Genomic DNA, 263 nt, shown 5'->3' with positions numbered 1-263 from the left:
CGCCGTTCGACGCCGCGCATTACAACGATGCGATCGTCGCGCGCGGCGCATATCTCGTGCAGGGTCTCGGCCATTGCGGCGCATGCCACACGCCGCGCGCGCGCACGATGCAGGAACTCGCGCTGACCGATCTCGAAGGCGACGACTTCCTCGCGGGCGGCGGCCCGATCGACGGCTGGGTGCCGTCGAGCCTGCGCGGCAATCCGCGTACGGGCATCGGCGCGTGGAGCGAGGACGACATCGTCCAGTTCCTGAAAACCGGC

Annotated in this window: 1 pseudogene; it reads left to right on the top strand. The window is 69.6% G+C overall.

Going from position 1 to position 263, the window contains the following annotated elements:
- A pseudogene (locus SB772_RS42210) lies at window positions 1-263 on the top strand (cytochrome c); the annotation flags it as partial.

This window comes from Paraburkholderia sp. SIMBA_030 (genome assembly GCF_046535245.1).
Classification (GTDB): domain Bacteria; phylum Pseudomonadota; class Gammaproteobacteria; order Burkholderiales; family Burkholderiaceae; genus Paraburkholderia.
Note: the sequence above shows the minus strand (reverse complement) of the source record. Positions and strands in the feature narration are given on the sequence as shown.